Source organism: Actinoplanes subglobosus (assembly GCF_042650585.1).
Taxonomy (GTDB): Bacteria; Actinomycetota; Actinomycetes; order Mycobacteriales; family Micromonosporaceae; genus Actinoplanes; species Actinoplanes subglobosus.
On the sequence record NZ_JBHSBL010000005.1, the window covers coordinates 121,369 to 146,411 of the forward strand.

General features: G+C 71.0%; 25 protein-coding genes and 1 pseudogene. 12 read left to right on the top strand and 14 right to left on the bottom strand.

The window, feature by feature from the left end:
* Positions 1–13: 13 nt before the first annotated feature.
* Both ACFO0C_RS04100 and ACFO0C_RS04105 read right to left on the bottom strand, forming a co-directional pair.
* Positions 14–1,012 carry an aldo/keto reductase family protein gene (locus tag ACFO0C_RS04100; RefSeq protein WP_378065141.1) on the bottom strand — a complete coding sequence of 333 codons (999 nt, stop codon included), beginning with the start codon at positions 1,010–1,012 and terminating at the stop codon, positions 14–16.
* 9 nt (positions 1,013–1,021) lie between these two features.
* Positions 1,022–4,504 (bottom strand): WG repeat-containing protein, encoded by a 3,483-nt coding sequence (locus ACFO0C_RS04105; protein ID WP_378065142.1) that lies wholly within the window; start codon positions 4,502–4,504, stop codon positions 1,022–1,024.
* A 2,437-nt stretch (positions 4,505–6,941) separates the two neighbouring features.
* Between ACFO0C_RS04105 and ACFO0C_RS04110 the strand changes: the two genes are divergently transcribed.
* From ACFO0C_RS04110 to ACFO0C_RS04120, 3 genes and pseudogenes are all read left to right on the top strand, one after another.
* The gene (locus ACFO0C_RS04110; RefSeq protein ID WP_378065143.1) at positions 6,942–7,652 is read left to right on the top strand and encodes an ABC transporter permease; all 711 of its coding nucleotides are present in this window, start codon (positions 6,942–6,944) and stop codon (positions 7,650–7,652) included.
* Positions 7,645–8,445 (top strand): ABC transporter permease, encoded by an 801-nt coding sequence (locus ACFO0C_RS04115; protein WP_378065144.1) that lies wholly within the window; start codon positions 7,645–7,647, stop codon positions 8,443–8,445. Before ACFO0C_RS04110 ends, ACFO0C_RS04115 begins: the two co-directional genes overlap by 8 nt.
* Positions 8,446–8,525: 80 nt before the next feature.
* Positions 8,526–9,401, top strand: a pseudogene (locus tag ACFO0C_RS04120) (ABC transporter ATP-binding protein); the annotation flags it as partial.
* On the opposite strand, the gene ACFO0C_RS04125 reads toward ACFO0C_RS04120, so the two are convergent.
* On the bottom strand, positions 9,385–9,942 hold the full coding sequence (locus ACFO0C_RS04125; RefSeq protein WP_378065146.1) for a helix-turn-helix domain-containing protein: 558 nt from the start codon (positions 9,940–9,942) through the stop codon (positions 9,385–9,387). The pseudogene ACFO0C_RS04120 and the gene ACFO0C_RS04125 overlap by 17 nt on opposite strands.
* A gap of 69 nt (positions 9,943–10,011) precedes the next feature.
* On the opposite strand from ACFO0C_RS04125, the gene ACFO0C_RS04130 reads away from it, so the two are divergent.
* Both ACFO0C_RS04130 and ACFO0C_RS04135 read left to right on the top strand, forming a co-directional pair.
* Entirely contained in the window at positions 10,012–10,809 is a 798-nt protein-coding gene (locus ACFO0C_RS04130) for an AzlC family ABC transporter permease (protein WP_378065147.1), read from the top strand.
* On the top strand, positions 10,803–11,111 hold the full coding sequence (locus ACFO0C_RS04135; protein WP_378065148.1) for an AzlD domain-containing protein: 309 nt from the start codon (positions 10,803–10,805) through the stop codon (positions 11,109–11,111). The genes ACFO0C_RS04130 and ACFO0C_RS04135 overlap by 7 nt, the downstream gene beginning before the upstream one ends.
* 64 nt (positions 11,112–11,175) lie before the next feature.
* Here the strand turns inward: ACFO0C_RS04135 and ACFO0C_RS04140 are convergent, their stop codons facing one another.
* The 3 genes from ACFO0C_RS04140 to nadA all read right to left on the bottom strand — a co-directional run bounded on the left by ACFO0C_RS04140 (position 11,176) and on the right by nadA (position 14,597).
* Positions 11,176–11,799, bottom strand: a complete 624-nt coding sequence (locus ACFO0C_RS04140; protein WP_378065150.1) for a DUF3043 domain-containing protein — start codon at positions 11,797–11,799, stop codon at positions 11,176–11,178.
* 67 nt (positions 11,800–11,866) lie between these two features.
* Positions 11,867–13,222: a UDP-N-acetylglucosamine 1-carboxyvinyltransferase gene (gene murA / locus ACFO0C_RS04145; protein WP_378065151.1), complete on the bottom strand. Its 1,356-nt coding sequence runs from the start codon at positions 13,220–13,222 to the stop codon at positions 11,867–11,869.
* A gap of 205 nt (positions 13,223–13,427) precedes the next feature.
* On the bottom strand, positions 13,428–14,597 hold the full coding sequence (gene nadA, locus ACFO0C_RS04150) for a quinolinate synthase NadA (protein WP_378065152.1): 1,170 nt from the start codon (positions 14,595–14,597) through the stop codon (positions 13,428–13,430).
* A gap of 69 nt (positions 14,598–14,666) precedes the next feature.
* Here nadA and ACFO0C_RS04155 point away from each other — a divergent pair, with 69 nt between their 5' ends.
* The 4 genes from ACFO0C_RS04155 to ACFO0C_RS04170 all read left to right on the top strand — a co-directional run bounded on the left by ACFO0C_RS04155 (position 14,667) and on the right by ACFO0C_RS04170 (position 17,846).
* Positions 14,667–15,773 carry a glycerate kinase family protein gene (locus tag ACFO0C_RS04155; protein ID WP_378065153.1) on the top strand — a complete coding sequence of 369 codons (1,107 nt, stop codon included), beginning with the start codon at positions 14,667–14,669 and terminating at the stop codon, positions 15,771–15,773.
* 99 nt (positions 15,774–15,872) lie between these two features.
* The gene (gene erpA, locus ACFO0C_RS04160; RefSeq protein WP_109592071.1) at positions 15,873–16,241 is read left to right on the top strand and encodes an iron-sulfur cluster insertion protein ErpA; all 369 of its coding nucleotides are present in this window, start codon (positions 15,873–15,875) and stop codon (positions 16,239–16,241) included.
* Positions 16,242–16,349: 108 nt separating this feature from the next.
* Positions 16,350–17,327, top strand: a complete 978-nt coding sequence (locus ACFO0C_RS04165; protein WP_378065154.1) for a carbohydrate kinase family protein — start codon at positions 16,350–16,352, stop codon at positions 17,325–17,327.
* An 18-nt stretch (positions 17,328–17,345) separates the two neighbouring features.
* On the top strand, positions 17,346–17,846 hold the full coding sequence (locus ACFO0C_RS04170) for an AAA family ATPase (protein ID WP_378065155.1): 501 nt from the start codon (positions 17,346–17,348) through the stop codon (positions 17,844–17,846).
* Here the strand turns inward: ACFO0C_RS04170 and ACFO0C_RS04175 are convergent.
* On the bottom strand, positions 17,839–18,048 hold the full coding sequence (locus ACFO0C_RS04175) for a sulfurtransferase TusA family protein (protein ID WP_378065551.1): 210 nt from the start codon (positions 18,046–18,048) through the stop codon (positions 17,839–17,841). The genes ACFO0C_RS04170 and ACFO0C_RS04175 overlap by 8 nt on opposite strands.
* The gene (locus tag ACFO0C_RS04180; protein ID WP_378065156.1) at positions 18,045–19,190 is read right to left on the bottom strand and encodes a cysteine desulfurase family protein; all 1,146 of its coding nucleotides are present in this window, start codon (positions 19,188–19,190) and stop codon (positions 18,045–18,047) included. Before ACFO0C_RS04180 ends, ACFO0C_RS04175 begins: the two co-directional genes overlap by 4 nt.
* A gap of 157 nt (positions 19,191–19,347) precedes the next feature.
* Here ACFO0C_RS04180 and ctaC point away from each other — a divergent pair, with 157 nt between their 5' ends.
* Positions 19,348–20,274: an aa3-type cytochrome oxidase subunit II gene (gene ctaC, locus ACFO0C_RS04185; RefSeq protein ID WP_378065157.1), complete on the top strand. Its 927-nt coding sequence runs from the start codon at positions 19,348–19,350 to the stop codon at positions 20,272–20,274.
* 7 nt (positions 20,275–20,281) lie between these two features.
* Positions 20,282–20,740, top strand: coding sequence for a cytochrome c oxidase subunit 4 (locus tag ACFO0C_RS04190; RefSeq protein WP_378065158.1), 459 nt, complete (start codon positions 20,282–20,284; stop codon positions 20,738–20,740).
* Between the two features lie 238 nt (positions 20,741–20,978).
* Here ACFO0C_RS04190 and ACFO0C_RS04195 read toward each other — a convergent pair whose 3' ends face one another.
* The 6 genes from ACFO0C_RS04195 to ACFO0C_RS04220 form a co-directional block, all read right to left on the bottom strand.
* Entirely contained in the window at positions 20,979–21,128 is a 150-nt protein-coding gene (locus tag ACFO0C_RS04195; RefSeq protein ID WP_378065574.1) for a hypothetical protein, read from the bottom strand.
* Positions 21,113–21,283: a hypothetical protein gene (locus ACFO0C_RS04200; protein WP_378065575.1), complete on the bottom strand. Its 171-nt coding sequence runs from the start codon at positions 21,281–21,283 to the stop codon at positions 21,113–21,115. Before ACFO0C_RS04200 ends, ACFO0C_RS04195 begins: the two co-directional genes overlap by 16 nt.
* 86 nt (positions 21,284–21,369) lie before the next feature.
* A complete protein-coding gene (locus tag ACFO0C_RS04205) occupies positions 21,370–21,576 on the bottom strand; it encodes a hypothetical protein (protein WP_360299052.1) in 207 nt (68 codons plus the stop codon).
* A 131-nt stretch (positions 21,577–21,707) separates the two neighbouring features.
* Entirely contained in the window at positions 21,708–22,766 is a 1,059-nt protein-coding gene (gene trpD / locus ACFO0C_RS04210; RefSeq protein WP_378065160.1) for an anthranilate phosphoribosyltransferase, read from the bottom strand.
* 54 nt (positions 22,767–22,820) lie between these two features.
* Positions 22,821–23,246, bottom strand: coding sequence for a hypothetical protein (locus tag ACFO0C_RS04215; RefSeq protein ID WP_378065161.1), 426 nt, complete (start codon positions 23,244–23,246; stop codon positions 22,821–22,823).
* Between the two features lie 48 nt (positions 23,247–23,294).
* Positions 23,295–24,233: a cytochrome c oxidase assembly protein gene (locus tag ACFO0C_RS04220; protein ID WP_378065162.1), complete on the bottom strand. Its 939-nt coding sequence runs from the start codon at positions 24,231–24,233 to the stop codon at positions 23,295–23,297.
* A gap of 109 nt (positions 24,234–24,342) precedes the next feature.
* On the opposite strand from ACFO0C_RS04220, the gene ctaE reads away from it, so the two are divergent.
* Positions 24,343–24,939: an aa3-type cytochrome oxidase subunit III gene (ctaE, locus tag ACFO0C_RS04225; protein ID WP_378065163.1), complete on the top strand. Its 597-nt coding sequence runs from the start codon at positions 24,343–24,345 to the stop codon at positions 24,937–24,939.
* Positions 24,940–25,043 lie beyond the last annotated feature (104 nt).

Sequence of the window (25,043 nt, forward strand, 5' to 3'; positions counted from 1 at the left end):
TGAGCGGAGTGATCTAGGGACGCTTGGCCGGGCTGGAGGTGAGCGACGGGTCGCGGGTCACGACCGGCTCGACGATCTCGTCGATCGCCTTCAGCAGGCCGTCGTCCAGCCGGACCCCGGACGCCTTGACGTTGTCCCGGACCTGCTCGGGCCGGGACGCGCCGATGATCGCCGCCGAGACGTTCGGGTTCGCCAGCACCCACGCCACCGCCAGCTGGGCCATGGTCAGCCCGGCCTCGTCGGCCAGCGGCTTCAGGCGGGCGACCGCGTTCAGCACGTCGTCCTCCATCCAGCGGGCGATGAATCCGGCGCCGGACTTCTCGTCGGTGGCCCGCGACCCGGCCGGTGGCTGCTCCCCGGCCCGGTACTTGCCGGTCAGCACCCCCTGCGCGAGCGGCGACCAGACGATCTGGCCCAGGCCCAGCTCCTGCGACGCCGGCACCACCTCGGCCTCGATCACCCGCCACAGCATCGAATACTGCGGCTGGTTCGACACCAGCCGCACCCGCAGATCCCTGGCCAGCGGCACGGCCGCCCGGATCTGCTCGGCAGTCCACTCGGACACCCCGATGTAGTGCGCCTTGCCGGCCCGGACCACGTCGGCGAACGCCTCCATGGTCTCGTCCAGCGGCGTGTGGTGGTCGAACCGGTGCGCCTGGTAGAGGTCCACGTAGTCGGTGCCGAGACGGCGCAGCGACCCGTCGATCGACTCCAGGATGTGCTTGCGGGACAGACCGCTGTCGTTGGCGCCCGGCCCGGTCCGCCAGAACACCTTCGTGAAGATCTCCAGGCCCTCGCGGCGCTCACCCCGCAGCGCCCGGCCCAGCACCTCCTCGGCGCGGGTCCCCGCGTACACGTCGGCGGTGTCGAAGGTGGTGATGCCGGAGTCGAGGGCCGCGCGCACACACGCGAGCGCGGCCTCCTCCTCCACCTGCGAACCATGGGTGATCCAGTTGCCGTAGGCGATCTCGCTGACCAGCAGGCCGGAACGGCCGAGATGACGAAACTCCATCACCCCACCCTAGAGAACCGGCCGGGACTCCTCCGGCAGCGCTTCGACGACCGTCTCCCGGGCCGGGTGGCCCATGTCGACGAGCGGCGCGCCGGCACGGTCCAGCGCACCCCACAGTCCCGCGGCGTTACGCACCAGGAACGCCATCGGGTGGATCACCACGGCCGCGTGCACCGGCTCGACCACGACACGCCCGGCCCGGTCCAGCACCCCGAACCGGTCACCGGCGTCGAACACCGCCAGCCCCTCGTCGGAGAACCCGTCGACCGTCCCGCCGACGTGCAACGCCGTCGCGAACCCCTGGTACCGAGGCGTCACCGCGATCCGCCCGTTCCGGTCGATCGCCCCCCAGACGCCACCCTGCCGCACCACGGCCAGCCCTCGCCGGAACGGCCGCGCGTCCTCGAACCCGCCGGCCGGTACGACCATCCGGTTCTGCATGTCGATCGCGAACCATCCGCCCTGGTCCTGCCGGGTCACCCAGGCCAGCCCCTCGGCGAAGCCGGTCACCCCGACGTAGCCGTGCGCCGCCGCGATGATCAGCTCACCCCGCGGGTCGATCAGCTCCCACGCCGCCGACTCCGGCCGCCGCACCCACGCGCCACCCTCGGAGAACGGCTGCGCCTGCACGAACCGGGGCTCCACCGCGGCGGCGTAGCCCCACAGCCCGGCACCGTCGTCGAGCAGCGGCACCGGCGCGTCCGGCAGCCCCAGAACCTCGTCACGGGTCCGCGGGTAGGGACCCCAGCCGGCCACCCCGGAACGCCGGGTGATCGCATCCAGGGCCAGCTCGATCCGCTCGACCAGGTCCGGATCGTCGCCGCGGCGTACATCCAGGGCCCGCTCGAAGTGGTTGACCGCCTCCAGATAGCGCCCCTGCTCATAGGCGGAACGACCGGCCAGCTCACGGATCTCGGCCCGGGTCCGCGGCGGCAGTTCCGGCGAGTCGGCCCGCGCGTAGAGCCGGTCCGCCTCCTCGAACTCGCCGCGCCACTGCAGCACGTGCGCGAGCCGGGCCTGCGCGACCGCGGTGCCCCGCAACTCACCCGAGGCCTCCGCGTGTCGCAGCCCCTCCCGCCCGTCGGCGAGCGCGTCGTCCAGCTCACCGACGATCCGGTGCACCACGGCCCGCAGGCTCAGCAACCCGGCCCGCACGTTGTCCCGCTCGGCGAACTCCAACCGGTCGGTCAGCCGGTCCGCGACATCCCACAGCCGGTCCGGTTCGTCCACCTGCTCACGCAGCGTCTGCGGGTCGTAGGCCCACGGATACGACGCCAGGATCTGCTCGGGATCGGCCCGTCGCCGGTCCGCCGGAGCCCGCTGATCCTGCCGCTGCCGCACCGGCTCGACCCGCCCGCCGGCGTCGGTTCCGCTTTCCTTCGCAAGAGCCAAACCCTGCGGCGGTACGGCCGGAGCACCGTCCCCGGACCCGCCGGCGTCAGGGCTGCCCTGAACCTCGGCGGAGTCCCCCTCCGTGGTCGTCGCACTCGCTGCCGGCGCCGCCGCGAGAACAGCGGTCGCAGGCTCGCTGTCGGGGACGATCGCCTCCGTCGCCGGTTCGATCTCGACAACGGCCGTTTCCGGCTCTGCTCCGGCCTTCGTCTCCTCGGCGAGGAGAACGGTTACCGGCTCGGCTTCGATGACGGCGGTTTCCGGTTCCGCTTCCGCTTCCGCGTCGAGGAGAACCGTCATCGGCTCGATCTCGACAACGGCCGTTTCCGGTTCCGTGTCGAGGAGAACCGTGGCCGGTTCGGTCCCGATGGCAGCGGTCTCCGGTTCCGGTTCGGGTTCGAGGAGAACCGTCATCGGCTCGGCCTCGATGGTGGCCGTCTCCGACTCTCCGTCGAAGAGGACGGTGGCCGGTTCGGTTTCGATGGCGGCGGTCTCCGGTTCCGGTTCCGCTTCCGCATCGAGGAGAACGGTGACCGGCTCGGCGGTCGTCTCCGGTTCGGCGGCCAGCAGGACGGTCTCCGGTTCGGCGGTCAGCGTGACGGTCGCGGGTTCGGCGTCGAGGAGAACGGTCTCCGGTTCCGCGGCGTCTCCCGCTTCCGGCACCGCCTCACCCGCATTCACAGCGACGTCCGAGACCTCGGTGACCTCGTCGTCCTGCGAGGCAACCGCAAGCACATCGGTGGGTGCTTCAGCGTGGTCGGCCGGAAGCGCGTCCTCGTCGGCGGCTGCCTCTTCCTGGTGCGTCTCTTCCTGGAGCGCCGGGGTTCCGACCCGGACGATCCGCAGAGTCCGGGTGAGATCCGACTCCTCCTCGGCCCCGGCCTCCGCAACCGGAACGACCTCGACGGGCGATTCCTCGACCTCGGCGGAAGGCTCGGCGGCCGATTCCTCGACCTGGGCGGAAGGCTCGGCGGCCGAGTGCTCCCAGCCCGTGTCGAGCTCCACACCGGATCCGGCCTGGGGATCGATCGTCCACACGGTGGTCGGATCGCTGTCCGAGGCGCTGGCCGCGTCCTGGCCGGTCTCATCCGGCCGCTCCGCCCCGTCATCGGCGGTGACCGAAGTAGCCACCGTGTCGTAGCCGGTCACGGATCCAGCAACCGTATCCGTCTCCCGGTCGTCGGCGACGGGCTCGGAAGCCGTGATCGCCGCGTAGGCGGCGACGGCCGTTTCCGGTTCCGTGTCGGCGACGAGTTCGGAGGTGATCCTGATGGACATCGAATCGTCCACGGACACGAGCTCTTCAGCCGCATCGAACTCCGCCGGAACGGCCTCGGCCTCGACTACGGCCTCGACTTCGGCCCGGGCCGAGTCACCGATCCCCGGAGCACCCACAGCGGGCGTGAATCCGGGCGGCATCGGCACACCCTGAGACGTAGCGACCGGCGCCGGAACCGCAGTGGACGACACGACATCCACCGGCGAGTCGTCGTCGCCGAACTCGAAAGCAGTCTCAGCGACGTCCTCGGCGGTCGCCTCCGCGGCCTCCGCGGTGGTCTCCACCGTCTCCGCGGTGGTCTCCACCGTCTCGGCCGGATCGTCGCCGTCCTCGTTGTCGCCCGGTGCGAACCAGCCCAAGGGCCGGGTCTCCGGTTCGACCGTCTCCACGGGTGCGGCCGGTTCGGCTTCGGGGACCGGAGTGGTGGCCCCGAGCCCGCTCATCGACAGCAGCCAGCCGAGACCGTGGGTCTCCGGTTCCTCCGAGGCGGGTGCCGGAGCGCTGGGCGCCTCCGCCATAAACGGCTGGGCGAGTCCCGATTCGACAACCGCCGGCCGCTCCTCAGGCCGAACCTGCTCGGACCCGACCGGCGCGGCCCGCCCCTGATCCATTCCGGTGCCGTGCCCGTCACCGCCGGTCCGCCGAAGCCCGAACGGCCGCGTCGGATCGTCGGGATCCGACATCCCGTCGTGACGTCCGCTCGCCGGCGCCCCTTGTCCGAGCCGCCGCGGGTCCAACGGCCGGGTCGGCTCCTGCTCCTCGCGTCCGTGCCCACCGAAGCCACTGCCACCGGTCGGCTCCTCGATCCGGGGGAACGACACCCCCGGATCGGTCCCCGCCCTGAACCCGGCAGCCGAACCGGCCCCGACCGTCCCGGAAGCGGGCATGACCGTCCCGGAAGCGGGCGCAACGGGTCCGGACGCGGGCGTGACAGGTCCGGACGCGGGCGTGACAGGTCCGGACGCGGGCGTGACAGGTCCGGACGCGGGCGTGACAGGTCCGGACGCGGGCGTGACCGGCCCGGACGCGGGCGTGACAGGTCCGGAAGCGGGCGTTACAGGCGGGACCATGCCGGGCGGGTTCGTGACCGGCGGGACCGCGCCGGGGTGCACGACTGGCGGGACCGATCCGGGCACGACCGCACCCGGCGCGGGCATCGCCTGCGTCGCCTCGACGGGTTGCTGCGTGTGCGGATACCGCCCGCCTGGGGCACCCGGCCCGGCTCCTGGCCCGAACCCGGGGCCGTGTGGGCCCACACCCGCGGGCCCGGAGACCGGCGCGACTCCGGCCCGCGGGTCGAATCCACTCATTCCGGAAACCGGTGCCGACGCACCCGGAGCGCGGATCGCCTGAGTTGCCTCCGGAGACGGCTGAGCGTGCGGGAACGTGACCCCTGGACCCCCTGGACCCGCCTGTCCGGGAACAGGCCCACCCGCACCGGGAACGCCGGCGCCGGGCGGGATCTCCCGGGGTGCGGGAGTGGCCTGGCCGTACGGCGTGGCCGGTCCGGAGACCGGCGCGACGCCGCCGGGCACGCCACGGCTCTGCGGTGGCACGGACATGCCGGGCGTGGCCGGGTAGACCGCGGCGGGCGCGGCCGGCTGCGACGGTGTGACCCGGGTCGGCTGTGGTGCCGGGCGCGACGGGGCCGGGGAGTTCCGGTCCTGGGGCGCGGGGCGCAGATCGAACGGGGCGTCCGGCGCGCGGCCCTCGCGGGGCGTGCGCCGGTCCTCGGCGTAGGCGGGGAAGGCGTCAGCGGGCGCCGGTCGCGCGGTTCCGTAGGTCGGCCCGGCCGGAGACGTCGGCCCGGAAGCGGGGCGAGCCTCGCCACCCTGACGCGGAATCTGTTGCTCGGGAATCTGCCGCCGCTGGAAACCGGGCTCCTGGTCGGGACGTCCCCGGCCGGGCGCATACCCGCCGGACGCCGCCGGAGCCACCGGGCCTTCGAATCGGCCGGGCTCGTGCCGTCCAGGATGCCCTTCGTGGCGGCCGGGCACGCCCTCGTGCCGTCCAGGCCCTCCACGGCCCATCGGCCCGGAAACCCCAGGCCCACCACGCCCCTGCTGCCCAGGCACGCCGGGACCGCCCTGACCCGTGCCGGGACCGCCCTGACCCGCGCCGGGACCACCCTGACCCGTGCCGGGACCGCCCTGACCCGTGCCGGGAGCGCCCTGACCGGAGCCCGGCCCACCACGACCGATCTGCGGCCCGCCCTGAGGCCCGAAGCCGGGACCACCAGGCTGCCCGGGCTGACCCGGACCTGGGCGTCCCGGTCCGCCGGGCCCACCCTGCGCGGGACGCCCTTGACCGCCCGGCCCGCCGAACTGGCCACCAGGCGGAACCGCACCACGAGGCCCGAACCCGGGACCGTCCGGCCCCCGGCCGTCAGGCCCCTGGGGCCCGCGACCGAACCCGCCGGGCTGCTGCGGCCCACGACCCCATCCACCCGCGTCGGGCTGTTGCGGAGCACGCCCCGCCGGCGGCCGGCCATCACGGCCGGGCGAGACCGGCGCCGCCGGACCCGGGTTGACCGGCACGGCGGGTCCCCCGTAGACGGGCGCGGCCCCACGGCGCTGCTCCGGCATCGGGTTGTTCATGGGTACGGGCCGGTTCCACGACGGCTCTTCCCGGGGCGGCTGCGGCGCGGCGGCCGCCGCACGGGGATCGGGGCGCGTTTCCTCGTACCGTGACTGATTTTGATCGGCAGACCCGGACCACGGCGAACCCGGAACCGACGCACGCCCCGCCGGGCTGACCGGCGCGGAGCTGGCCGGTGAGCTGGCCGGTGAGCTGGCCGGCGCCGAACCGCCGCGCGAGGCCTCGTAGACGGGCGTGTGCACGGCCTTGCGGCGGCCGGGGTCCCCGGGGTAGCGCTGACCGGGCAGCGGCTCCCACTCCCAGGTGATCTCGTAGACCCAGGCCGGCTCGTCGTCCCAGTTGCCCGGCCGGGAGCCCCATCCGTTCATCGGGCGCCCCACGGGCGACCCGTCGAATGGCAACGCTCCGTCACGGCGAACTCCACCTGTCAGAAAATGAGCCGCGCACGGCCGGGGACCCGCGTAGAGTCGCCCGGCTCCGTCGCGGGGGTTTGGAAAGGAGATTAACTGCGTGGACCAGCGAGACGCCAGCGTGCCGACGATCTCTCGAATCGGTCCGTTTTACGCTTGGGTCACTACTTTCGGTGCGCTGATCGGGTCAGGTTTCCGGCGGTACGCCACCTACCGGCAAGCCACCATAGCCGGAACGTTCACCAACATCGTGTTCGGCTTCCTCCGCTGTTATGTGCTGCTCGCGGTGGCCGAGGGGGCGGCCGGGCAGATGCCCGCGGGGTACGACGCCGAGCAGCTGGCTCTCTACGTCTGGGTGGGTCAGGGTCTACTGAGTGTCATCGGCCTTTGGGGCTGGACCGAGCTGGCCGATCGGATCCGTTCCGGAGACATCGCCGCCGACCTGTTACGTCCGATCGCCCCGGTGGCCGGTTTCCTCGCCGGTGACCTGGGCCGGGCACTGCACGGCGTGATGACCAGGTTCGGTCCGCCGCTGCTGGCCGGTGCCCTGTTCTTCCCGCTGCACACTCCGGCCCGGTGGCAGACGGTTCCACTTTTCGCGGTCTCGGTGATTCTGGCCGTGGTGATCTGCTTCGGCTGTCGTTATGTCGTGAACGCGACCGCCTATTGGCTCCAGGACGCGCGCGGCCCGATCATGCTGTGGACGCTGGGCTCCGGTGTGCTGGGCGGCCTGTACTTCCCGTTGCGCCTGCTCCCGGAGGAGTTCGTGGTGGCGCTGTGGGTGGCGACTCCACTGCCGAGCCTGTTGCAGACGCCACTGGACGTGATCGCCGAGCGGGACGGCCCGGCGCTGCAGGCGGGCCTGGTCGGTCTGCAGGTGCTGTGGGCGGCCGGGATGCTGGCGCTGGCCGCTCTGGTGCAGCGGCGGGCCGAGAAACGCCTGGTGGTGCAGGGTGGGTGAGTTGCGGGCGTACGTCGCGCTCGGGTCGGCGCAGCTACGGTCGGCGACGTCGTACCGGGCGTCGTTCCTGGTGGAGCTGTTCGGCAACATGGGTGCGACGGTCTTCGACGTGCTCGCGGTGCTGGTGCTGTTCCGGGCGACCCCGGCGGTCGGCGGTTTCAGCCTGCGCGAGGCGGTGCTGATCGTGGGGCTGAGCTCGGCCGGGTTCGCGCTGGCCGATCTCACGGTCGGCAACGTGGACCGGTTGAAGACCTACGTGCGGGCCGGGACGCTCGACGCGGTGCTGGTCCGGCCGCTGGGCGCGTTGCCGCAGCTGCTGCTCATGGACCTGCCGGTGCGCAAGGCGTTGCGGGTGGTGTTCGGGTTCGTGGTGCTGGGTGTGGCGGTCGCCGCCAATCACATCGACTGGACGCCGGGCCGGGTGCTGCTGGTGGTGCTCACCCCGATCGCCGCGGCGGTCTTCTTCGGGTCGATCTTCGTGCTCAGTGCCACCCTGGCGTTCTGGTGGGTCGATTCGGGGGAGATCGGGTCCGCCTTCACCTACGGTGGGCGCGACTTCACCGCGTACCCCATCTCGGTCTATGGCAGTTGGTTCCGCAACCTTTTCGCCTACGCCCTCGGATTCGGTTTCGTCGCCTATCAACCGGCGCTCGCGCTGCTCGGCCGGGACGATCCGCTCGGTCTGCCGGCCTGGGCCGGTTTCCTGTCTCCGCTGGTGGCGGCCGGTGCGGCGATGCTCGCCGCAGTCGTCTGGCGCACCGGCATCCGTCACTACCGGAGTACCGGCTCATGATCAAAATGCAGGACCTTCAAAAAGATTTCACGGTACGGGTCAAAGCCGGCCGTTTTCGACGGAAGAAGCGGACCGTAGCGGCCGTGGACGGCGTCAGCCTCACGATCGAACGGGGCGAGATGGTCGGCTACATCGGACCGAACGGTGCCGGGAAGTCGACGACCCTGAAGATGCTCACCGGTGTGCTCACCCCCACCTCGGGCGAGGTGTCGGTGTGCGGCCTGGCCCCGGTACCGCAGCGGACCAGGCTGGCGCTGCGGATCGGTGTCGTCTTCGGCCAGCGCTCGCAGCTGTGGTGGGACCTGCCGTTGGGGGAGTCGTTCCGGCTGCTCCGGCACATCTACCGGGTGCCGGCCGCCGAGCACGCCGCCCGGCTGAAACGCTGCCGGGCTCTTCTCGACCTGGATGAGTTCCTCGACACACCGGTCCGGCAGTTGTCGCTGGGCCAGCGGATGCGCGGCGAACTGACCGCGGCCCTGCTGCACGGCCCCGAGGTGCTGTTCCTGGACGAGCCGACGATCGGCCTGGACGTGGTCAGCAAGCAGGCGGTCCGCTCGTTCCTGGCCGAGCTGGGCACGACCGGTGACGTGACCCTGGTGCTGACCACCCACGACCTGGCCGACATCGAACGCCTCTGCGAGCGTCTGGTGGTGATCGACCACGGCCGGGTGGTGCACGACGGCAGCATCGAGGCCCTGCACTCCCGGTACGGCTCCCGGCGCACCCTGGTCGCCGATCTGGAGGAACCGCTGCCGCCGGGCTTCTCGCTCCCGGGCACGGTGCTCACCGACGTGACCGCTAATGGTCATCGGGTCACGTTCGCGCTCGAATCAGCGACGGCCGGCGCCGCGGTGGCCGCCCTGGTCGCCGCGGTCCCGGTCCGCGACCTCTCGCTACTGGAGCCGGACATCGAGGACGTGGTGGCCCGCCTGTACGCCGCTACCGGTGCTCCATGACCAGGACCACCCACGAGCCGGACTCCAGCGCCTCGTAGCTGTGCGGGACATCACCCGGGAACGTCACGTAGTCGCCCGGCCCGACCTCGACCAGTTCGTCGACCGGGCCGGTGCGGATCCGGCCGGCCGCCACCACCAGGTGCTCGACGCTGCCCGGGATGTGCGGTTCCGCGTCGCGGCGGGCTCCCGGCTCCAGCTCCAGCACGTAGACGTCGCGCCGGGTGCCGGGCACGCCCGCGGACAGCAGGGTCCCGTAGACGTCGGCTCCCTCGGCGCGGACCCGGGGGCTGCTGCCGGCCCGCACCACGCGCACCGGTGACGCCGGTGGCTCGACCAGCCGGCTGAACGGCACCCCGAGCGCGACGCCGAGCGCCCAGAGCGTCTCGATGCTCGGGTTACCGGTGCCGGACTCCAGCTGGGACAGTGTCGACTTGGCCAGTCCCGCGCGCCGGGCCAGCTCGGCGAGGGAGATGCCGGCGCGATCCCGCTCCCGTCGCAGGGCGGCGGCGATGACGGCCAGCGGCGGTGCCGGTTGTGCCATGGTGTTCGCTCCATCGGTCCAAGTGTTCGGTTTGACGAACACCGTGTGCATCGTTCAGCATGTCGAACTATGGGGACGTTATATCGAACGCGGGCCCAGCTGCGCGACATCGGCGCGCTGGCCGCCGCGTCCATGGCGGTCGGTGCCTCCTTCGGCGCCATCGCCGTCGCGTACGGCCTGCCCGCCTGGGTCCCGGTCGTCATGTCGGTGCTGATCTTCGCCGGTGGTGCCCAGTTCCTCGCCGTGGGCCTGCTCGCGGCCGGCAACCCGATCGCCGCCGTCCTGGCCGGTCTGCTGCTCAACGCCCGGCACCTGCCGTTCGGCCTGGCCGTCGCCGACACCATCGGCTCCCGCTGGCGGGACCGTCTCGTCGGCAGCCACCTGATGACCGACGAGGCCGTCGCCTTCGCCCTGGCCGAGTCCGGCCCGGCCGCCCGCCGCCGGGTCTACTGGCTGGTCGGCGTCAGCCTCTTCGCGGCCTGGAACATCGGTGTGGTCCTCGGCGTCCTGCTGGGCGGCGCCACCGGCGACCCGGCCGCGCTGGGCCTCGACGCGGCCTTCCCGGCCGGCCTGATCGCCCTGATCCTGCCGTCCCTCCGCGATCGGGAGACCCGCCTGGTGGCCCTGACCGGCGCCGCCCTGGCCGTGCTCCTGACCCCGGTCCTGCCGGCCGGCCTCCCGGTGATGGCCGCCCTCCTGGGCTTGCTGGTCCTCTTCCGGCCGTCGGCCCGCCGCCGTCCGGCGACCCCCACCCCCACGGCGCCGGGCTCCCCGGCCGTCGCAGCACCCGCGCCGGTCCCCGGGGCTCCGGCGGAACCATCGCACACGCCCGCACACGCCGACCTCGCCGAGGGGGAACGATGCTGATCGCCGCCATCCTGGTGCTCGCCGCCGGCACCTACGCCTTCCGCCTCAGCGGCGTCCTGCTCCGCGACCGCCTGGAGCTGTCCGCCTCCCTGCAACGGATGCTGCCGATGTCGGCCGCCGCCCTGCTGGCCGCCCTGGCCGGAACGGCCACGCTGATGGCCGGAAGCGAGTTCGCCGGCTTCGCCCGTCCCGCCGGAGTCCTGGCCGGCGCCTTACTGGCCTGGCGCAAGGCTCCGTTCGTGCTGGTGGTGGTCGCCGCCGCCGCGGTGACAGCCCTGCTACGCCTGGCCGGCATCGAATAGGCGTGGGGTGCGGACATGCGAAACGCGGAGGCCATGACGGCCTCCGCGTCCGGGAAGTGCGGGATCAGACCTCGGCGCCCAGCTCCACCTTCGGCTTCGGCACCCGCATCCGGCGGAACGTCAGGCCCCGCATGATGCCGTAGAAATACAGCGAGCCGAGCCGCTGCGTGGTGTCCGGGAAACGGGTGCGGATCTGCGTCTTGATCCGCCGGCTGATGAAGATGCTGTCGACCAGGACGGCGAGCGCCAGACCGGCCCACAGCACGTTGCTGGCGAGCTGCACGGCCGGGATCGCGATCGACGAGCCGATCAGCACGATCACGGCGCCGCCGATGAAGTAGGACCCGGCGGTGCGGCGGGAGTCGACGAGGTCGCGGACCAGCGAGCGCTCCGGCCCCCGGTCACGGGCGAGCAGGTAACGCTCGTCGCCGTTGCGCATGCCCTCGGACGCCTCGAGCCGCTCGGCCCGCTGCCGCTCACGGAGCTGCTTGTAGGCCTCTTTGCGGTTGGCCGGCGCGGGATCCTGCACCCGGCGACCCTGGACGGTCCGTTTCGGGGTGACCACGCCCAGCTCTTTCTTGCTGGGGGTGTAGCCCTTGCGGTGGACCGTGGCGGACTCGTCCTCGGTCACCGAGGCGGTGGCGTCGGCGACGAGGTCGGTGGACTTGCGGCGAAACAGCGGGGACACCCCAGCAGCGTAGCCAAACGGCGCGGTGTGTTACACACCGCCCCGTCGATCGTGACGAAATAGCTGATCAGGGCCGCTCTACATGGGCACCGAGGGCAGCCAGCTTGGCTTCGAAGTCCTCATACCCACGCTTGATCAGGTCGACGCCGTAGACACGGGAGGTGCCCTCGGCGGCCAGCGCCGCGATCAGGTGCGCGAAACCGGCCCGCAGGTCGGGGATGCGCAGATCGGCCGCGTGCAGCTTGGACGGGCCGGCGATGACCGCGGAGTGCATGAAGTTGCGGCGGCCGAACCGGCACGGGGTGCCGCCGAGGCAGTCCCGGTAGACCTGGATGGTCGCGCCCATCTGGTTGAGCGCCTCGGTGTAGCCCAGCCGCTGCTCGTACACCGTCTCGTGCATGATCGAGATGCCGCGGGCCTGGGTCAGCGCGACCACGAGCGGCTGCTGCCAGTCGGTCATGAAACCGGGGTGCACGTCGGTCTCCAGCGCGACGGCCTTGAGCTCGCCGCCGGGGTGCCAGAACTTGATGCCGCCCTCGGCGCCGGAGACACCCTCGCGGGCCACCCGGTCGTCGGTGATCTTCAGCTCGCCGCCGATGGAGCGGAACACGTTCAGGAACGTCATCATGTCGGCCTGGCGGGCGCCGACGACCTCGATCTCGCCACGGGTGGCGAGCGCGGCGGCGGCCCAGCTGGCGGCCTCGATGCGGTCCGGGATCGGCTTGTGCTCGTAGCCGTACAGCCGGGGGACGCCCTGGATCTCGATGACCCGGTCGGTGTGCACCGTGATGATGGCGCCCATCTTCTGCAGGATGCAGATGAGGTCCATGATCTCGGGTTCGATCGCGGCATTGCGCAGTTCGGTGACGCCCTCCGCGCGGACCGCGGTGAGCAGCACCTGCTCGGTCGCGCCGACGCTCGGGTAGGGCAGTTCCAGCTTGGCGCCGTGCAGACCGTTGGGGGCGCTCAGGTGCATGCCCTCAGGGGTCTTGTCGACGACGGCGCCGAACTCACGCAGCGCCCTGATGTGGAAATCGATCGGACGGGGGCCGATGTGGCAGCCGCCCAGGTCCGGGATGAACGCGTGGCCCAGGCGGTGCAGCAGCGGCCCGCAGAGCAGGATCGGGATGCGGCTCGAGCCCGCGTGCACGTTGATCTCGTCGGTGCTGGCGGACTCCACGTTCGTGGGGTCCATCACCAGCTCGCCCTCTTCGACGCCGGCGGTGACCTTCACACCGTGCAGCTCGAGGAGCCCACTGACCACCTCGACGTCACGGATCCGCGGGACGTCGTAGAGGCGGCTCGGCGATTCGCCGAGCAGGGCGGCGACCATGGCCTTGGATACGAGATTCTTGGCGCCACGGACCCGGATCTGTCCCTGCAACGGCGTACCGCCGTGCACGATGAGGACATCGTCGGTCAACGTAACCTCCAGCCGGTGGGCGCGCGAACGCCCGAGTCGAAAAGCAGAGCGCGGGCGGGGGTACCCGATTCTGCAACCGGGGAAGCATAGCGCTGAGTGACAACCACGGCATCCGTGGCGAGCGTTGAAACGCCGTTTAAATGCTGTTGACTAAGGCGCGCTTAAAAAATCAGCCATGTGGGTGGATTCGCTTGACTACCCAGGGTTACGGCAGGGCGAGCATCTGGTCGAGAGCGACCCGGGCCTCGTGCGCGGTCTTCTCATCCACCGTGATGACGTTCGGCACGCGGCCGGCCACCAGCTCCTCCAGCGTCCAGACCAGATGGCGGAGGTCGATGCGATTCATGGTGGAGCAGTAGCAGACCGTCCGGTCGAGGAACATGATCTGCTTGTCCGGGTGGGCGAGCGCGAGCCGTCGTACCAGATTGAGCTCGGTGCCCACCGCCCACGCCGAACCGGACGGCGCCGCGTCGAGGGCCTTGATGATGTACTCGGTCGAGCCGACGTGGTCGGCGGCCCGCACCACGTCGTGCCGGCACTCCGGGTGGACCAGCACGTTGACGCCGGGGACGCGCTCGCGGACCTCGCGGACGCTGTCGATGGTGAACCGGCCGTGCACCGAGCAGTGGCCGCGCCACAGGATCATGCGGGCGTTGATCAGCTGCTCGTCGGTGAGGCCACCGTGCGGCTTGTGCGGGTCGTAGAGGACGCAGTCGTCCAGATCGAAACCCATTTCGAGTACGGCGGTGTTGCGCCCGAGGTGCTGGTCGGGCAGGAAGAACACCTTCGAACCCTGCTCGAACGACCAGTCCAGGGCGCGCTTGGCGTTGGACGACGTGCAGACCACGCCCTTGTTACGGCCGACGAAGCCCTTGATGTCGGCCGACGAGTTCATGTACGTCACCGGGACGATCTGGTCGGTGATGCCGAGGTCCTGGAAGTGCTCCCAGGCGGTCTCGACCTGACCGAGGACGGCCATGTCGGCCATCGAGCAGCCGGCCGCGAGGTCCGGCAGGATGACCCGCTGCGACGGCGTGGTCAGGATGTCCGCGCTCTCGGCCATGAAGTGCACACCGCAGAAGACGATGAACTCCGCGTCGGGCCGGGCGGCGGCCTGCTGGGCGAGCTTGAACGAGTCGCCGGTGACGTCGGCGAACTGGATGACCTCGTCGCGCTGGTAGTGGTGGCCGAGCACGAACACCCGGTCGCCGAGCGCAGCCTTCGCCGCGGTGGCCCGGGCCACCAGGTCGGGGTCGCTGGGAGCGGGCAGATCGCCGGGGCAGTCCACCCCGCGCTCACTGGCCGGGTCGGTGCCCTTGCCCAGGAGGAGCAGGGTCAGCGGGGAGTCCGAGGGTTCGGTCCAGGTCGACGTCACGTCAGTCATCGTTGCACAGCGGATGAGACGGTAGCTGCGCCCCGGACAGTGTGCTGCCACACTCGCGGGGTGCGCGTACTGATCTGTCCGGACAAGTTCGCCGGCACCCTCTCCGCCCCTGACGTCGCCCGTGCCGTCGCCGACGGCTGGTCCGCCGCCGGCGACGTCCTCGTCCAGCGGCCGCTCGCCGACGGCGGTCCCGGTTTCGTCGAGGTGCTGGCCGCCGCTCTCGCCGGCCGCCGCATCCCGGTCGACACGGTCGATCCGCTCGGACGCCCGGCCGAGGGGGAGATCCTGCTGGCCGGTGGCGTCGCCTACGTCGAGAGCGCCCAGGCGTGCGGCCTGCACCTGCTGACCCCCGAGGAGCGTGACCCGCGGCGGGCCACCTCCTACGGCCTGGGCCTGCTGCTCGCCGCCGCCGCCGAGTCCGGTGCCGCCGAGATCGTGGTCGGCCTGGGCGGCTCCGCGGTCAACGACGCGGGCGCCGGCATGCTGGCCGCGCTCGGTGCCGCCCCGCTCGACGAGTCCGGCTACGCCCTGCCGTACGGCGGTGCCGTCCTGATCAACGCGGCCTCCCTCGGCGGCGTCCCCCAGCTGCGCCAGGTGCGCCTGGTCGCCGCCACCGACGTCGACAACCCGCTGACCGGCCTGCACGGCGCCAGCAACGTCTTCGGCCCGCAGAAGGGCGCCTCCCGCGAGGACGTGCTGCTCCTGGACGCGGCGCTGGAGCACTTCGCCGGTGTCCTGGAGCGCGCCTTCGGCATCGAGGACCTGGCCCTGCAACCGGGCGGCGGCGCGGCCGGCGGCATCGGCGCGGCACTGATCGCGCTCGGCGGCCGGGTGACCTCGGGTATCAACCTGGTCACGGATCTGATCGGCCTGGACGCCGAGCTGGACGCCGCCGACCTGGTGATCACCGGTGAGGGCTCGTTCGACCACCAGTCGCTGCGCGGCAAGGTGGTCGCCGGGATAGCCGCCGGCGCCCGGGACCGCGGCCTGCCGTGCGTGGTGCTGGCCGGGCGCAACGAGACCGGGCAGCGGGAGGCCGCGGCCGCCGGGGTGACCGAGACGCACACCCTCGTGGAGCATTTCGGGAACGTCGAGACCGCTCTCGCCGAACCGGCCCGTGGGCTGCGGGAACTCGCGACCCGCCTGGCCGGGCAGTGGAGCAGGTAGCGACTGCGTGATCTGTGCTGCCCCGGATTGGGAATCCCGGGGAATGGGGTTAGCGTTGCCTGGTACGGCACATGACCGCACCTGGCAGGGAGATACCTAGTGACCACTGAAGCGCACACCGAGTCGACCGAGGCGACTGCCCCGTCCGGCATCAACCTCACCGACGTCGCCGCGGTGAAGGTCAAGGCCCTGATCGAGCAGGAGGGGCGCGACGACCTGCGCCTGCGCATCGCCGTACAGCCCGGTGGCTGCTCCGGCCTGCGTTACCAGCTCTTCTTCGACGAGCGCTCGCTCGACGGCGACGTCGTCAGCGACTTCGACGGCGTCGAGGTCGTGGTGGACCGGATGAGCGCTCCCTACCTCGCGGGCGCGACCATCGACTTCGCCGACCGCATCGACGCTCAGGGCTTCACGATCGACAACCCCAACGCGCAGAACTCCTGCGCCTGTGGTGACTCGTTCCACTGAGCAGCACCCGCCAGGCAGGCCGTCCCGTTCACGGGGCGGCCTGTTCTGCTTAACCGACCGGTAGTCTCAACCCGTAACGCCCCTGTTTCCCGACCCCCGAGGGCCGAAATGAAGATCGCCGTCACCGGCTCGATCGCCACCGACCACCTGATGCATTTCCCCGGCAGGTTCGCCGAGCAGCTCATCGCCGACCAGCTGCACAAGGTCTCGCTCTCCTTCCTCGTCGACGACCTGGTGGTCCGGCGCGGTGGCGTGGCACCCAACATCGCCTTCGGGATGGCCAAGCTGGGCCTGCGGCCGATCCTGGTCGGAGCGGTCGGCGCCGACTTCGCCGACTACCGGTCGTGGCTCGAGCGGCACGGCGTCGACTGCGACTCGGTGCACATCAGCGACGTGGCGCACACCGCCCGGTTCGTCTGCACGACCGACGACGACCTCAACCAGATCGCCTCGTTCTACGCGGGGGCGATGTCCGAGGCGCGCAACATCGAGCTCGCCCCGGTCGACGAGCGGGCCGGCGGCCTCGACCTGGTGCTGGTGGGGGCGAACGACCCGGCCGCGATGATCCGCCACTCGGAGGAGTGCCGGACCCGCGGCTTCCGGTTCATCGCCGACCCGTCGCAGCAGCTCGCCCGGATGAGCGGGTCCGACGTGCTGAGCCTGATCAGCGGCGCGGAGTACCTGATGACCAACGAGTACGAGCGGTCCCTCCTGGAGACGAAGGCGGAGCTCACCGCCGACCAGGTGCTGGAGCACGTCAAGATCCGGGTCACCACCCTCGGCAAGGACGGCGTGGAGATCACCGGGCGCGGCATCGAGCGGATCCATGTGCCGGTCGTCCCGGACGTGATCGGCGAGGACCCGACCGGTGTCGGTGACGGCTTCCGCGCCGGCTTCTTCTCGGCCGTGTCGTGGGGTCTCGGGCTGGAGCGGGCCGCGCAGGTGGGTTCGCTGGTCGCGGCCCTGGTGCTGGAGACGGTCGGCACCCAGGAGTACGACGTGCGCGCCTCCGACTTCTCCAAGCGGTTCGCCGCGGCGTACGGGGAAGAGGCGGCTGCCGAGATCACGCCCTTCCTGCCGGTCTGAGGGCGTAGACCTCTCATCATGGTTCTAGCGGTTTTCGCCGGTCTCCCCGGAGTCGGCAAGAGCACCCTGGCCGCCGCGGTCGCCGCCGAGCTGCCCGCGGCGGTCCTGGCGGTCGACACTGTCGACTTCACCTTGCAGCGGTACGGGGTGCACGAGCCCCGTCCCGGTCATGCCGCCTACGGCGTCGTGGCCGCGCTCGCCGAGGAGCAGATCAGAATCGGCCACCACGTGATCATCGACGCGGTGAATCCGGTCAAGTCGGCCCGTGAGCTGTGGACCGACCTGGCCGACCGGCTGGCGGTCCCGCTGCGGGTCGTCGAGGTGGTCTGCGGCGACGACGCGGAGCACCGTCGCCGGGTCGAGGAGCGTTACCAGGCCCGTGACCACGAGGGCATCCCCGACTGGGTGCGGGTGCTGGAGCGCCAGGCCGAGTACGAGCCGTATCTGGGCCCGCGCCTGGTCGTCGACACCCACCTGGCCAAGGACCCGGTCCCGCAGGTGGTCAGTTACCTCACGTGACTCTGCGCACGTCGAAGGCGTGGCCGTCGGCCGCGACGAACTCCTGGCCCTTCATCCGGCACCAGGCGGGGATGTCGTTGGCCGCGGCCGGGTCGTCGGCGAGCACCCGCACGATCTCGCCGACCGCCACCCCCGGCATCGCCCTGGCCAGCCGGATCACCGGGATCGGGCAGCGCAGCCCGAGGCAGTCGAGGGTGATCAGATCCCCGCCTCCGTCCGGATCGCGGCCACCAGCTCCGGCAGAACCGTGAGAAACCTCTCGATATCCGCCTCGGTGGTGGCCCGGTGCAGCGACACCCGCACGTTGCCGTGACTGAGAACGCCCATCGCCTCCAGCACGTGACTGGGCCGCAGCGTCGACGACGTGCACGACGATCCCGACGACACCGCGAACCCGTGCCGGTCCAGCGCGTGCAGCAGTGCCTCGCCGTCCACGTACAGGCAGCTGAAGGTCACCAGGTGCGGCAGCCGGCCGACCGGGTCGCCGACGATCTCCACGTCCGGCACGGTCGCCGCGACGCGCTCCCGGATCCGGTCGACCAGCGCGCTCAGCCGCACCGCCTCGGCCGCCGCCTCACCGGCCACGGCCCGCAGGCTCGCGGCCGCCGCAACCACTTGCGGCAGTCCGGGCACGCCGGGGTGGCCGGGGCGATAAAGATCATCCTGGGGGTACGGGGAGAGCCAGCGCACACCTTTGCGGACGGCCAGCACGCCCACCCCGGGCGGGCCACCCCACTTGTGGGCACTGGCGCTCAGCAGTGACCAGCCGGACGGGAGATCCGCCCGGCCGACGGTCTGCGCCGCGTCCACGAAGAGCGGCACCCCCGCCGCCGCGCAGGCCTCCGCGGCGGCGGCGACCGGCTGAATCGTTCCCACTTCGTGACTGGCACTGATCAGGCTCCCGAGGGCCACCCCGTCGGCGGCGACCGCGGCCGACCAGGCGTCCAGGTCGAGCCGGCCCAGCCGGTCCACCCCGACCTCCACGGCGTCGGTGGTGCGGGCCGCGTGCAGGACGGCCGAGTGCTCGATCGCCGAGTGGACCAGGGTGCGACCGGCCCGTCGGCGCCCGCCCAGGCCACCGAGGACCGCCGCCTGGGCCGCCGCCGTGCCGGACGGCCAGAAGGAGAGCTCGTCCGGGCGTACCCCCAGCAGCTCGGCGACCACCGCGGTGGCCGCGTCGTGCAGCTGCCTCGCCTTGCGCCCTGCCGCGTAGAGCCTGGTCGGGTCGGCCCAGCCGTCGGCGAGGGAGGCCAGGAGCGCCTCGCGGGCCACCGGATGGAGTGGCGCCGCGCCGGCGGCATCGAGGTAGGCGTGCGCCCCGGCCGGATCGCCTGTGTAGTCCACACACGAAACGGTATCGTCCAGTTGTCCGGGCGTTTTCCGCGACGGTCCCCCCGGTGGCGGGCGGGCCGTTCCTGGTCGAGTAGTGTGCGACCGTCGGTGAGCCTTGCCGCCAGGTGTCCGGTTTCGGCAGGCGGCGCTGCTAAGGAGGCAGAAGCAGGTGGGCGCAAGGAGTTCGGCCACGAGGCCGCGGGCAGTAGGCCGGGCGGCCGGGCTGGGTCTCGGCGGCGCGACGCTGCTGATGCTGCTCTCGGGCTGTTCGATCGCGGACTGGGGAGATGCTTTCGGCCACTTCGGATGGCCGAGCCGGGGCATCAGTCTCCAGGCCCACGAGATGTATGACCTGTGGATCGCGTCGACGATCGCGGCCCTCACGGTCGGCGTCGGCGTGTGGGGTCTGATCTTCTGGTGCGTGATCCGGTATCGCAAGCGCGGTGACGAGCTGCCCGTGCAGACCCGGTTCAACATGCCGATGGAGATCCTCTACACGGTCACCCCGATCCTGATCGTGGCGGTGCTCTTCTATTACACCGCGGTCGTGCAGACCAATGTCGACAAGCTGTCGAAGAACCCCGACCAGGTCGTCGAGGTCGTCGCGTTCAAGTGGAACTGGCAGTTCAACTACCGCGACGGCATGGGTGAGGACGCCGAGACGGTCGCCTCGACCGTCGGCTCGTCCGATGTGATCCCGATCCTGGTGCTGCCGGTCGGCGAGACCATCCGGTTCGAGGAGACCAGCAAGGACGTCATCCACTCGTTCTGGGTGCCGGAGATGCTGTTCAAGCGGGACGTGTTCCCCGGCAACGTGCGCAACGTCTTCGAGGTCACCCTCGACAAGACCGGCCGATACGTCGGCCGCTGTGCCGAGCTGTGCGGGACGTACCACGCCTTCATGAACTTCGAGCTGGTCACGGTCACCTCGGAGAACTTCGACAAGTACCTCGCGGCCCGCAAGGCCGGCCAGTCGACGCAGCAGGCCCTGACCGCGATCGGCGAGGAGCCGTACGCGACCCGGACCTCGCCGTTCAACACCCGGCGCCAGTCGCACACCTGGAACTCGCCCGAGACCGTAGCAGCGGGGAAGTAGGACTGTCGTGAGGACCGAATACAAGATCTTCGCCGCGGTCGCCGCCTTCCTCTTCGGCGCGGCTGCCGTCTACGGCACCTACACGCACCAGACGCCGAACTCGACCGGCGTGGGCGACGGCTACGAGGGCGGCACGGAGTGGGTCGGCGTCGTCGCGCTGATCCTTTCCGGACTGCTCTGCTCGATGTGCGCCGGCTTCTTCTGGTTCGTGGCGCGCCGCATCGACCTGCGCCCCGAGGACCGTGAGGACGGCGAGATCGCCGAGGGCGCCGGCGAGGTCGGCTTCTTCAGCCCCGGCAGCTACTGGCCGTTCGGTATCGCTCTGGCGGCGGCCGTCGCCGGTATCGGCCTGGTGTTCTGGATGTGGTGGCTCCTGGCCTTCGGCCTGGTCTGCGTCATCTTCACCTCGTGCGGCCTGCTGTTCGAGTACTACTCGGGCACCCGCCACCCGGAAGCGCACCTCTGATCCTCTGCTTTTCCGAAAGCCCGCACCCCGGCCGGTGGTGCGGGCTTTCGCGTTGCCGGTGAGATGATCGGATCCGTGGACGTGCGGGATCCCGACGACGCCGCGGCGATCTTATGGAGGCGCGGCCGCGGCTGTTCGGGATCGCGTACCGCATGCTCAGCAGCGCCTCCGAGGCCGAGGACCTGGTGCAGGAGGTGTGGCTGCGCTGGCAGACCACCGACCGCGACCCGGCTGGCCATCAACGTGCCGCAGTCGGCGCGGGTGCGCCGGGAGACGCATGGCCGACCCCGGCGGAGGCGGCGGCCGACAGCAGGTTCTCCATGGTCGTCCGGAAGAACGCGGGCGACGCCTCGCCGAATGTCGGCGAATGGGTCAGGTTGACCACCACGTCGGCACCGGACAGGCCTCCGGCAGGCCCGCCCCGGTCCGCAGGTCCACGCCGGTGGGCGGGGAGAGCGGCGGCGCGTCGTGCCCGTCGGCGCTCACCATCCGCACGACCTGCGCCCCGATGAGCCCGGTGCCCCCGATGACTGCGATCTTCATTTATCGGTCTTCGTTCTGTTCGTCGGAACTGCTCTGACGACAGTGATGACCGGGTGGGGCCGCGATCTGTGACGGTGGCCGGAGGATCAGGCGGCGGACCGCTGGTGCGGAGCGACGCGTCTGGTCCTCTCGCCGGGTTTCCACAGGTGGACGACGATCGGGGCGACCACCTCGGCGGCGCCGCAGCGGGTGCAGACGAGCTCGGGGCAGTCGTCGTGGCCGTCCTCGCAGGGCGGCACCTCGAAGAGCATGTCGCCGTCGCAGATGACGCAACGGAGTTCGCGTTCCTGCACGGGTGTCTCCTTCGCGGGAATCCTTCGCGGCAAGATCAAATTACCCGAACTTCATTCAGACGTTGTCACGTAAATGCGACAAATCCGGGTATTGGGTCCGGCGTGTTGAAGGAATTCCCTGTCGCTCGGTCTTACTCGGCGGCCTTGGCGGCCTGCGCCGCGGCCACCCAGCGGTCCAGCTGAGCGGTCGTGGCACCGGAGTCGATCGCCTCGGCGGCACGCTTGATCCCGGCCCGCAGCGTCTCGTGGAAGTCGCCCGGGAAACCGGCCTGCGCCGCGAACGCCGCCGCCGCGTTGAGCAGCACGGCGTCACGCACCGGACCCTGCTCGCCGGCGAACGTCCGGCGGGCCACGTCGGCGTTGAAGGCCACGTCACCGCCCCGCAGATCGGACGGCTGGCTGCGCGGGAGACCCAGGTCCACCGCATCGACCAGCAGCTCCTCCACCTTGCCCTCGCGGGCCACCCAGACCCGGGTCGGCGCGGCCGTGGTGAACTCGTCCAGGCCGTCCTCGCCGCGGACCACCAGCGCCGAGTCGCCCCGCCGGGCGAACACCTCGGCCATCACCGGGGCCATCCGCGGGTCGAAGCAGCCGACCGCGGCCGACGTGGGCCGGGCCGGGTTGGTCAGCGGGCCCAGGACGTTGAAGAACGTCGGCACACCCAGCTCGCGCCGGGTGACCGAGGCGTGCCGCATGCCGGGGTGGTAGCGGGCCGCGAAGCAGAAACCGATACCGGCCTCCGCCACCGTCCGGGCCACGCCGGCCGGGCCCAGGTCGAGCGGAAGACCGAAGTGCTCCAGCAGGTCGGCGGTGCCCGTGGTGGACGACGCCGAACGGTTGCCGTGTTTGACCACCGTCACGCCCGCGGAGGCGGTCACGATCGCCGCCATGGTGGAGATGTTCACCGTGTTGGCCCGGTCGCCGCCGGTGCCGACCACGTCGACCGCGCTCGTCCGGGTCTCCTCGGGGAGCTCGACCATCGTGGCGCTGGCGATCATCGCCTCCACCAGGCCGGCCAGCTCGCTCGGCGTCTCACCCTTGGCGCGCAGCGCCACCGCGAAACCGGCGATCTGCACCGGGGTCGCGTTACCGGCCATGATCTCGCCCATGGCCCACGCGGTGTCCGTGGTGGCGAGCTCCTCGCCACGCAGCAGTGCGCTCGTCAGGTTGGGCCAGGTGCGTGCGCCCATGGCGCTGCCTCCATCGGTGTGTGGCGTGCGGAGCGAACTCCGTGCGGAGAGAACTCAGCGGGGGATGGTGCCCAGGGTGCCCAGCGGGACGGAGCCGTCGCGGCGGGCCCGGAGCATGCCGGCCACCGTCTGCCCGGTGGTGACCGGGTCCAGCGGGGCCACGAGGGTGGCGTCGACCTGCGCGTAGGCGGCGAGCCAGCGGTCCGCGGCACGGGCGATCACGACGCACGTGGGCGGGGGGTTCAGATACTCGTCCTTGGTCTGGCGAGCGATCCCGATGCCGCCGGCCGGGGTGGCCTCGCCGTCGAGCACCATCAGATCGATCTCGTACTCGTCGAGCAGGCGGCGGCACTCCTCCCAGGTGGAGGCCTCGGCGAACTCGACCTGGAGATCAGCCGCGGGACGCGGGCCGATGGCGAGCCGGATCCGGTCCCGCACGGCGGCGTCGTCGCTGTAGAGCAGAACGGTGTACTCGCTCATCTTGTGCCCCACCTCACGTCTTAGGTCCCAGGGATCGTACCGAACTTGTTATCCGGCATCGGGCGCCGGGCGTACCGCATTCTCCGCCGCCTCGGCCCGGTCCAGGGCTCGGTCGATCCGCCGGGCCTCACGCTCCGACTGGCGGACCCACTGGACCACCAGGATGCCCAGCATCGTGACGCTGACGATCTCCCCGCCGGCCCACAGGATGCCACCCGCCGTGACCTGGTCCGCCTTGGGATCCAGCCAGCTCAGGCCCAGATTCGGGTACCAGTCGCCGCCGAGCAGCTCGTTGCTCTGCATGATGGTCAGCCCGAGCACCGTGTGGAACGGGACGCTCAGAACCATGAGCAGGGCCCGGCCCGGGTACGGCCACCGGTTCGGCAACGGGTCGAGCCCGAGCAGCGGCCAGAAGAACAGGCAGCCGGTGACGATGAAGTGGAAGTGCACGAACTCGTGCACCCACACGTGCTCCAGGGTCTGCCGGTAGGCGCCGGTGAAGTAGAGGACGAACGGGTTCGCGATGAACAGGCCGAACGCGACCAGCGGGAACGTCAGCACCCGCACGTAGCGGCTGTGCAGGACGGCGAGCAGGGTCTTGCGGGGTGGCCCGTGCAGGACCCGCAGGGCCAGGGTGGTCGGTGCGCCGAGGGCCAGGAAGATCGGGCCCACCATGGACAACACCATGTGCTGCACCATGTGGACCGAGATCAGGGTGGTGTCGTACGCCTCGATGCCGGTCACCGTGACCAGGGCGATCGACCCGAGCCCGCCGGCGATGAAGGCCGTCGTCCGCCCGGCCGGCCAGTGGTCGCCGCGTTGCCGGAGGCGCCACACGCCGTACAGGTAGAGCGCCGCCGACACCAGCAGACCCAGCGCGATCGGACTGACCAGGTTGATCTCGGTGAAGAACGCCGCCGGGGTGAACGGCGGAAGTCCAGTATCCCCGGCATCGGCCGCGAGTGAGGGCAAAACGTGAAGCTGCACCACTTGAGGTTAGGTCTACCCGCTGGTCACGGAATATTCCGGGCCGCCCACCGGGCCGGATTGGGGACCCCGGAGGACCTTGGGCCTATCTCGGATGAATAATGAGGCCGTGACAGCGGCAGCCATCGACAAGAGCCGGATCCACTCGCTGACCCGACCCAACATGGTCAGCGTCGGGACCATCGTGTGGCTCTCAAGCGAGCTCATGTTCTTCGCGGCCTTGTTCGCGATGTACTTCTCCATCCGTGCTGCGGACTACAGCATGTGGGAGCACCACACGAAAGCCCTCAATATCCCGTACGCCACAACGTTCACGGTGATCCTGGTCCTCTCGTCGGTGACCTGCCAGCTCGGCGTCTTCGCGGCGGAGAAAGGTGACGTGTTCGCGCTGCGGCGCTGGTTCACGATCACCTTCGTGATGGGCCTGATCTTCGTGCTCGGGCAGGTGAACGAGTACGTGACCCTGGTCGGCCACGGCGTCAAGATCAACGCCGACGGGTACGGCTCCATGTTCTACCTGACGACCGGGTTCCACGGTCTGCACGTGACCGGCGGCCTGATCGCCTTCATCATCTACATGATCCGGACGACCATGGGCCGGTTCACTCCCGCCCAGGCCACGTCCGCGATCGTCGTGTCGTACTACTGGCACTTCGTGGACGTCGTGTGGATCGCCCTGTTCGCCATGATCTATTGGCTTCAGTGAACGCGCCGTAATCCGCCGTGCTTCAGGTTCGAACCCCAAGGGACATAGCCCATGACTTCTGACACCCCCGCCCGTAGGCGTGCCCGGGTGTTCTCCCGGCGGGG